The 7,663-nt window shown below is 60.3% G+C and carries 8 protein-coding genes; 3 read left to right on the top strand and 5 right to left on the bottom strand.

All coding sequences use genetic code 11. The features are described 5' to 3' along the window. Positions 1–55: 55 nt before the first annotated feature. Entirely contained in the window at positions 56–1,144 is a 1,089-nt protein-coding gene (locus tag WBF74_RS01345) for a Zn-dependent alcohol dehydrogenase (protein WP_424434071.1), read from the bottom strand. A gap of 230 nt (positions 1,145–1,374) precedes the next feature. Here WBF74_RS01345 and ilvD point away from each other — a divergent pair, with 230 nt between their 5' ends. Further along, positions 1,375–3,105, top strand: a complete 1,731-nt coding sequence (ilvD, locus tag WBF74_RS01340) for a dihydroxy-acid dehydratase (protein ID WP_424434069.1) — start codon at positions 1,375–1,377, stop codon at positions 3,103–3,105. 93 nt (positions 3,106–3,198) lie between these two features. Further along, complete coding sequence (locus tag WBF74_RS01335; RefSeq protein ID WP_424434067.1) at positions 3,199–3,954, top strand: tetratricopeptide repeat protein; 756 nt, start codon at positions 3,199–3,201, stop codon at positions 3,952–3,954. Positions 3,955–3,958: 4 nt separating this feature from the next. Here the strand turns inward: WBF74_RS01335 and WBF74_RS01330 are convergent, their stop codons facing one another. Next, positions 3,959–4,342, bottom strand: a complete 384-nt coding sequence (locus WBF74_RS01330) for an EthD domain-containing protein (protein WP_424434065.1) — start codon at positions 4,340–4,342, stop codon at positions 3,959–3,961. Between the two features lie 101 nt (positions 4,343–4,443). Between WBF74_RS01330 and WBF74_RS01325 the strand changes: the two genes are divergently transcribed. After that, a complete protein-coding gene (locus tag WBF74_RS01325; RefSeq protein ID WP_424434063.1) occupies positions 4,444–5,955 on the top strand; it encodes a M81 family metallopeptidase in 1,512 nt (503 codons plus the stop codon). On the opposite strand, the gene xth is transcribed toward WBF74_RS01325, so the two are convergent. The 3 genes from xth to WBF74_RS01310 all read right to left on the bottom strand — a co-directional run. Continuing rightward, positions 5,956–6,744, bottom strand: coding sequence for an exodeoxyribonuclease III (gene xth / locus WBF74_RS01320; protein WP_424434061.1), 789 nt, complete (start codon positions 6,742–6,744; stop codon positions 5,956–5,958). It lies immediately after the preceding gene. A gap of 9 nt (positions 6,745–6,753) precedes the next feature. Beyond that, positions 6,754–7,329 (bottom strand): PAS domain-containing protein, encoded by a 576-nt coding sequence (locus WBF74_RS01315; RefSeq protein ID WP_424434059.1) that lies wholly within the window; start codon positions 7,327–7,329, stop codon positions 6,754–6,756. Positions 7,330–7,446: 117 nt separating this feature from the next. Next, on the bottom strand, positions 7,447–7,663 hold a 217-nt coding region (locus WBF74_RS01310), incomplete at its 5' end, for a HesB/IscA family protein (protein WP_424434057.1).

The raw sequence follows: 7,663 nt of genomic DNA, 5'->3' as shown, positions 1-7,663 counted from the left end.
AAACAAAAAAGGCGGTCGTGAAAGACCGCCTTTTTCATGTGCCGTTCTGAAAGGCTCAGGCGTCGAACACGATCACCGAGCGGGCGAGTTCGCCGCGCTTCAGTTCGTCGAAGGCTTCGTTCACCTGCTCAAGCTTGATGCGGCGCGAGATCATCTCGTCGAGCTTCAGCTTGCCGGACATGTAGAAATCCACGAAGCGGGGCATATCCACCGGGAAGCGGTTCGAACCCATAATCGAGCCTTGAATGCGCTTTTCGCCGAGGAAGTCCGCGCCGTGAAGTTCGATGTTCACGCCGACGGGGATCATGCCGATCACGTTTGCTGTGCCGCCGCGCCCGAGCATGCGGAAAGCCTGTTCGGTCGTGACCTTGAGGCCGATTGCTTCGAAGGAATGATGTACGCCGCGGCCATTGGTGAGTTCCATCACCTGCGCCACCGGGTCGCCCGCCTTTGCATCCACAACATCCGTTGCGCCGAACTGCTTGGCGAGGTTGAGCTTGGAGCCCTGCATGTCGATGGCGATGATGCGGCCTGCGCCCGCGATGGCGGCACCATTGATGGCGGCAAGGCCGACACCGCCGCAGCCAATCACGGCCACGGTCTCGCCGGGGCGGACGTTTGAGGTATGGATCACGGCGCCCACGCCCGTTGTTACCGAGCAGCCGATCAGCGCGGCACGGTCGAGCGGCATGTCCTTGCGGATTGCCACGCAGGCATGTTCGTGGATCAGCATCTGCTCCGCGAAGGAGGAGAGGTTGAGGAACTGGTTCATCGCGCCGGGGGCCGCGCCAAGACGAGGCTCTTCATCGTTGCCGCGCTTGGTTTCCGGGCTCACGCAGCGCGACATATGGCCCGTGAGGCAATGCTCGCAATGGCCGCAAAAGGCGGACAGGCAGGTGATGACATGGTCGCCCGGTTTCACCGTGCGCACTTCGGAGCCGACCTGCTCCACGATGCCCGCGCTTTCATGGCCGAGCACGGCAGGGAGCGGATAGGGGTAGGAGCCTTCCACGAAATGAAGGTCGGAATGGCACACACCGGCAGCCGCCGTGCGGATCAGCACTTCATGCGGGCCGGGCTTGTTGATCTGGACATTCTCGATGGCAAGCGGCTTGCCCACCTCGCGCAATACGGCTGCTTTCATGGATTTTCTCCCTGTGTTCCGGATTTCTGGGATTCTGGTTCCGGTTTTGGGTGATGTTCTCCCGTCGCTGCCCTTCGGTCAACACGCACAAGCGGGACGAGAGCGAAAACGGGCTTGCGATTGTGCCGCGACAAACTGGGGCTTTATCCGGGGCGGGGTTCCCCCTACTATCCGCCCGACTTTCATCACGAAAAGCCGGAGGCGTTTCCCTTTATCGGGAGCGCGGACATATGGACGCCAAGACATTCGACAAGTCGAAACTGCCGAGCCGCCACGTTTCGGTCGGGCCGGAGCGCGCACCCCATCGGTCGTATTATTACGCGATGGGCCTCACCGAAGAGCAGATCAACCAGCCTTTCGTAGGCGTGGCGACCTGCTGGAACGAGGCTGCGCCCTGCAACATCGCGCTGATGCGGCAAGCGCAATCGGTGAAGAAGGGTGTCCATGAGACAGGCGGCACCCCGCGCGAGTTCTGCACCATCACGGTGACGGACGGTATCGCGATGGGCCATCAGGGCATGAAGGCGTCGCTTGCGAGCCGGGATCTCATTGCCGATTCGGTTGAGCTCACCATGCGCGGCCATTGCTATGACGCGCTGGTCGGCCTTGCGGGTTGCGACAAGTCGCTTCCGGGCATGATGATGGCGATGGTTCGCCTCAATGTGCCGTCGGTCTTCATGTATGGCGGATCGATCCTTCCCGGTCGCTACAAGGGCAAGGACGTGACGGTTCAGGACGTGTTCGAGGCGGTCGGTCAACATTCGGCGGGCAATCTGCCGGATGAAGAGCTGCACGCGCTTGAATGTGTTGCCTGTCCCTCCGCTGGTGCCTGCGGTGGCCAGTACACGGCGAACACCATGGCTTGCGTTTCCGAGGCAATCGGTCTTGCGCTGCCGGGTTCGGCCGGTGCACCTGCGCCTTATGAAAGCCGCGACGAATATGCGGAGGCTTCTGGCCGCGCTGTCATGCAGCTTCTCGCCAACAATATCCGCCCGCGCGATATCGTGACCCGCAAGGCGCTGGAGAATGCGGCGGTTGTTGTGGCGGCGACGGGCGGCTCCACCAATGGTGCGCTTCACCTGCCGGCCATTGCACATGAAGTGGGCATTGATTTCGACCTGCTCGAGATCGCCGAAATCTTTAAGAAGACACCCTATATCGCCGACCTCAAGCCCGGCGGTAACTATGTCGCGAAGGATCTCTTCGAAGTTGGCGGTGTGTCGCTCGTGCTGAAGACGCTGCTTGATGGCGGCTTCATTCATGGCGACTGCCTGACGGTTACGGGCCAGTCAATTGCCGACAATCTGAAGGATGTGAAGTTCAACACGGAGCAGAAGATCGTGCGCCCCGTGAGCAATCCGATCACGCCGACAGGCGGCGTTGTCGGTCTGCAGGGCACGCTTGCGCCCGATGGCGCCATTGTGAAGGTAGCGGGCATGGAGAAGGACCATCTGAAGTTCCGTGGTCCGGCGCGCTGCTTCGACAGCGAGGAAGAAGCCTTCGAGGCGGTCGAGAAGGGCAATTACAAGGAGGGCGAGGTTCTCGTCATCCGATATGAAGGCCCGAAGGGCGGGCCCGGCATGCGCGAAATGCTCTCCACCACGGCGGCCCTTTACGGGCAGGGCATGGGCGACAAGGTGGCGCTCATCACCGATGGACGTTTCTCGGGCGCGACGCGCGGGTTCTGCATCGGCCATGTGGGGCCGGAAGCGGCGGTAGGTGGTCCGATCGCCCTGGTCGAGGATGGTGACATCATCTCGATTGATGCGGAAAACGGCACCATTGATCTCGAAGTGGATGCCGCGGTGCTCGAAAAGCGCCGGGCCACCTGGAAGCCCCGTGAGACGATCTATGCCTCCGGTGCGCTGTGGAAATATGCGCAGCAGGTCGGTCCGGCCCGCAAAGGTGCCGTGACCCATCCGGGCGGCAAGGCGGAAAAACACGTCTATGCGGATATCTGAAGCCACGGCTTCACCACAATTTGCGATCTAGTATGCGTTTCGGGGCCGTTCTGTCAGAATGGCCCCGAATTTTTTGTTCTGACGGGAGTGCCCATGACTGTTCGGAAAAGCCTGACGACCCTTGCTGCCGCGCTTGGTCTCACTGTTGCTATGAACGGGGCGGTCTTTGCGGAGCCAGGCCCGCAGGCGCAGGCCGCTTTCGACAGGGGCGTCGCCGCCTATGGCGGGGGCGATGCGCAGGGTGCCGTGGTCGAGTGGGAAGAGGCGGCAAAGCAGGGGCATATCGGTGCTGCCTGGCTGCTCGGCAATCTGTATGACAAGGGCGTGGGCGGCGTTCCGCAGTCTGACGCCAAGGCCTATGAATATTATTTGCAGGCAACGCGCGGCGGGCAGCCGGAAGCGGCGGTGCGGCTTGGCAAGATTTATCTTGAGGGGAATGAGTCCATCGGCCTCAAGCGCAATTATCAGGCGGCGCTGACGGCTTTCGAGGCGGCGGCTCTCGCGCCGCGGGCGGACGCACAATATTACCTCGGCCTCATGCATCGCCGTGGTTGGGGCACGCCGGTTAACCGCACAGAGAGCCTGCGCTGGCTCTATCTCTCTGCCAGGAAGCGCTACGCGCCCGCACTATCCGAGCTTGGCCGCATTCACATGGAAGGTGAGGGCGTCGAGAAGGATCAGGCCGAGGGCTGGAGCTATTTCCTTCTGGCAGACCGCTTCGGCACGGATGCGGAGCGCGCCGAAGCATCCGCCTATCGTGAAAAATATGACGGCAGAATGAAGCGCAGCGAAAAAGACAAGGCGCGCGAACTGGCGGATGCCTGGATATCCGCGCATGGGGGAAGCTGAGGGGTCAGCCAAACACCACCTTTTCCTCCCCGAACCAGAGAGGGGAGCGGGTGAAGTCGATGAATTTGCGTTCGTCTTCATAGAGCTCGCGGCCCGCGGCCATGCCCTCCGGGCTTGTGGTGGCGGCGGCGAGGTCTTCCATGCTCTCCCACCAGAGCTGGGCGACGCCGTCATAGATTGCCGGGGCATTGTCCAGTCCGCCGCCTCTTGCCTCGCGGATGCCGTCTGACAGGGACGGATCGAAGGAATGAAGCTGCACATAGCGCGCGATGCGCAGCGCCTTGCGGTGGCTTGCGACGAGCGGCGCATGCGTGTTCCACCAGTAATCCTGAAACTGCTCTCGTGTCAGGCTGGGCAGTCTCGTCAGGCAAAAGGTGAGCTTTATCATTCGGTCCTCCCGGTCGGGTTCATTCTGATTTGAGGATCAGTTTGCGTCGCGGCCGACCAAATATAAAGATGGTGTCAGTGTGACCTTCGAGGTTCTTACCCATGCGCATTGCGGTTGGCGGTTTTCAGCACGAGACAAACACTTTTGCGCCTAGCAAGGCAGACTACGCGGCCTTTGAGCAGGCAGATTCATGGCCTGCCTTGCAGCGAGGGGAGCCACTTCTTTCTGCCTTCACGGGCATGAATGTACCGATTGCAGGATTCATCGACAGGGCGTCAGCAGGTAACACGCTTCTCCCGCTTGTCTGGTGTTCGGCCACGCCCTCCGCCCATGTCACGGAAGATGCCTTTGAGCGCATCATGGGCATGATGCTTGAGGATTTGCGCGCGGCCGGCCCGGTTGATGCCGTCTATCTCGATCTTCATGGCGCCATGGTCACGGAGCATTTCGATGATGGCGAGGGGGAAATCCTTCACCGTGTCCGCGCCGTGATCGGGCCGGATGTGCCGCTTGTTGCGAGCCTTGATCTCCATGCGAATGTGACAGAGCGCATGGTTGCGGAAGCGGACGCGCTGATTGCCTATCGCACCTATCCGCATGTCGATATGACGGAGACGGGCGCACGGGCGGCGGAGCATCTTTTTGCCTTGCTAAAATCAGGCACGCGGCAGGCAAAGGCCATGCGCCGCCTCGACTATCTCATCCCGCTTACCGCGCAATGCACGCTGATCGAACCGGCATCGTCGCTTTATGCGCTTGTCGGTGAAACGGAAGGCAAGCTGATGGGTAATGGTCGCGTCACAAGCGTTTCCTTCACGACAGGTTTTCCGCCCACGGATATTCCCGAATGTGGTCCTGTCATCATCGCCTATGGCGACACCGAAGCTGCGGCAGAGGAAGCAGCCGAGCGGATTGCGCAGGCGGGGCGGGCGGCAGAAGCTGCTTTCAGCGAGAAGCTCTGGTCGCCGTGTGATGCGGTTGCCTATGCCATCGCCAATGCTGCTCCGGGCAAGGGGCCGATTGTCCTTGCCGATACGCAGGACAATCCCGGTGCTGGCGGTAATGGCGACACGATCGGTATTCTTGCTGAATTGATTGCCCAGGATGCACAGAATGCGGCGATTGCCGTTTTGTTTGATCCTGAATGTGCCGCGCGCGCGGCGGAGGCGGGCGAGGGCGCGCAGGTTCATCTTGCGCTTGGCGCGAAGACGGGTGGCGCGCCGGAAGAGCGCCCGGTTGAAGGCGTGTTCGAAGTCATGCGGGTGACGGATGGCGAGTTTCTTGCGACCGGGCCTTTCTATGGAGGGTCGCGCATGTCACTCGGCACAACGGTCCGCCTTCGCAAGGGCGGCGTGCAGGTGGTGGTGGCATCGCGAAAGGGGCAATGCGCGGATAAGGAAATGATCTGCCATACGGGGCTTGATCCGCGCGATCTTGCGATCCTTGCCGTCAAAAGCTCGGTTCATTTCCGCGCCGATTTCGGGCCGATGGCGAGCGAGGTGCTGGTGGTGGAAAGCCCCGGCCCGAACATCGCCGATCTGACAAAGCTCCCATTCACGCGGCTTCGCCCCGGTTTGCGGGTGACACCGCTGGGAAAAGCCTTCGGCAGCTAGCTATGCGCTGAAATCGAGTTCCGCCCAGATCGGTACATGGTCCGAGGGCTTCTCGCGGCCGCGCACATTGCGGTCAATGTCGCAGGCGATGAGCCTGTCGGCTGCCTGTGGCGACAGAAGAATATGGTCGATGCGGATGCCATTATCCTTCGCCCATGCGCCACCCTGATAATCCCAGAAGGTGTAGCGATGCGCTTCCGTATGGCAGGCGCGGAAGGCGTCTGTCAGCCCGAGGCTCAACAATTCGCGGAACTTCGCCCGCGTTTCGGGACGGAAGAGCGCGTCATCGGCCCAGGCGACGGGATCATGGACATCATCCGCCGTCGGAATGACGTTGTAGTCACCCAGAAGCGCCAGCGGCTCCTCATAGGAAAGAAGCATCGCCGCATGGTCGATCAGGCGGTCCATCCAGTGCAGCTTGTATTCAAATTTTTCCGTGTTAACCGGATTGCCGTTCGGCAGATAGATGGAGGCGATGCGAAGCGCCTTCTGGTTCACTGACACAACGGCTTCGATGTAGCGGGCCTGTTCATCATCGTCCTTGCCGGGTAATCCGCGCGTTATGTCTTCCAGCGGCAATTTCGACAGGATGGCCACGCCGTTATAGGTTTTCTGCCCATGCGTCGCGACATTGTAGCCAAGATCCTCGATCTCGCTGCGCGGGAAGGCTTCATCCACGCATTTCAGTTCCTGCAAACAGACGATGTCCGGACTGGCTTCCTTCAGCCATTCCGTCAGATTGCCCAGGCGCGCCTTGACCGAGTTGATGTTGAAGCTCGCAATTTTCATTTCTTGTCTTCAGCTCTTCTGGGCTTCCTGTGCCGAAGAATTCTTCAGCACTTCCGCATCATCAGGAACGCCGAACCCGAGATCGATATATTCGATGTGAGTGAGCGGGCGAAGGAAGAGGGCAGTATCGCTTTTCGGCGCGAGGCCCCGGTCGATCGGTGTGGCCGAGAGCACCATCATCACCTCCCCGTTTGCATCTCCCCGGAGAGGAAAGGCCGCAACTTCCACAGTGGAAGAAAGGCCGTGGCCATATTCTTCTTCATGGATGGTGAGGAGGCCGCAACCGACCTTATGTGCCGCCATCGCGCGGGCTACGGCGCGGGCGACCTGATCGGGCTTCGAGAAGTCGCCATAGCTCTTCCCGGTAATGTCGATGCCCTGATGCCTCGTCAGCGCCGTGCCCACCAGCCGGAAAACAAGGTCATTGTCCAGCACTTCGACGATGACGAGGTTGGGTAGAAGGGGTGCAAGCTCCTGCGTTACACGAAAGGCGCTTCGCGGGGGAATTTTCTCCCCGGGCTTTCTTATAGATTTCCAATAAAGCTCGAGTTTCCGGCTGTTTTCAGTCCGCTCAGTAATACCCATCGAGTTACGCTGCACTCCCGGTGAGAAGAATCGGGGGGATGGGTCCGCAGACTAAGCGGGTTTCTCCCTAAGGTAAAATTACAATTGTGCCATAATGGCACATAATCAGTTCGGGTTTCAGAGCGCGAAAGAAGTACCACAGCCGCAGGAAGCGGTGGCATTGGGATTGTTGATCTTGAAGGAGGAGCCGATCAGATCGTCCACATAGTCGATCTGCGATCCGGCGAGATATTCGACAGAGACGGAATCTATCAGCACCCGCACGCCATCGCGCTCCAGCACCAGATCGTCATCATTCTGCACGTCATCGAAGGTGAAGCCGTACTGGAAGCCC

It is taken from the genome of Parvibaculum sp. (genome assembly GCF_049672805.1).
GTDB lineage: Bacteria > Pseudomonadota > Alphaproteobacteria > Parvibaculales > Parvibaculaceae > Parvibaculum.
This window is presented reverse-complemented; position numbering and strand designations above follow the sequence as displayed.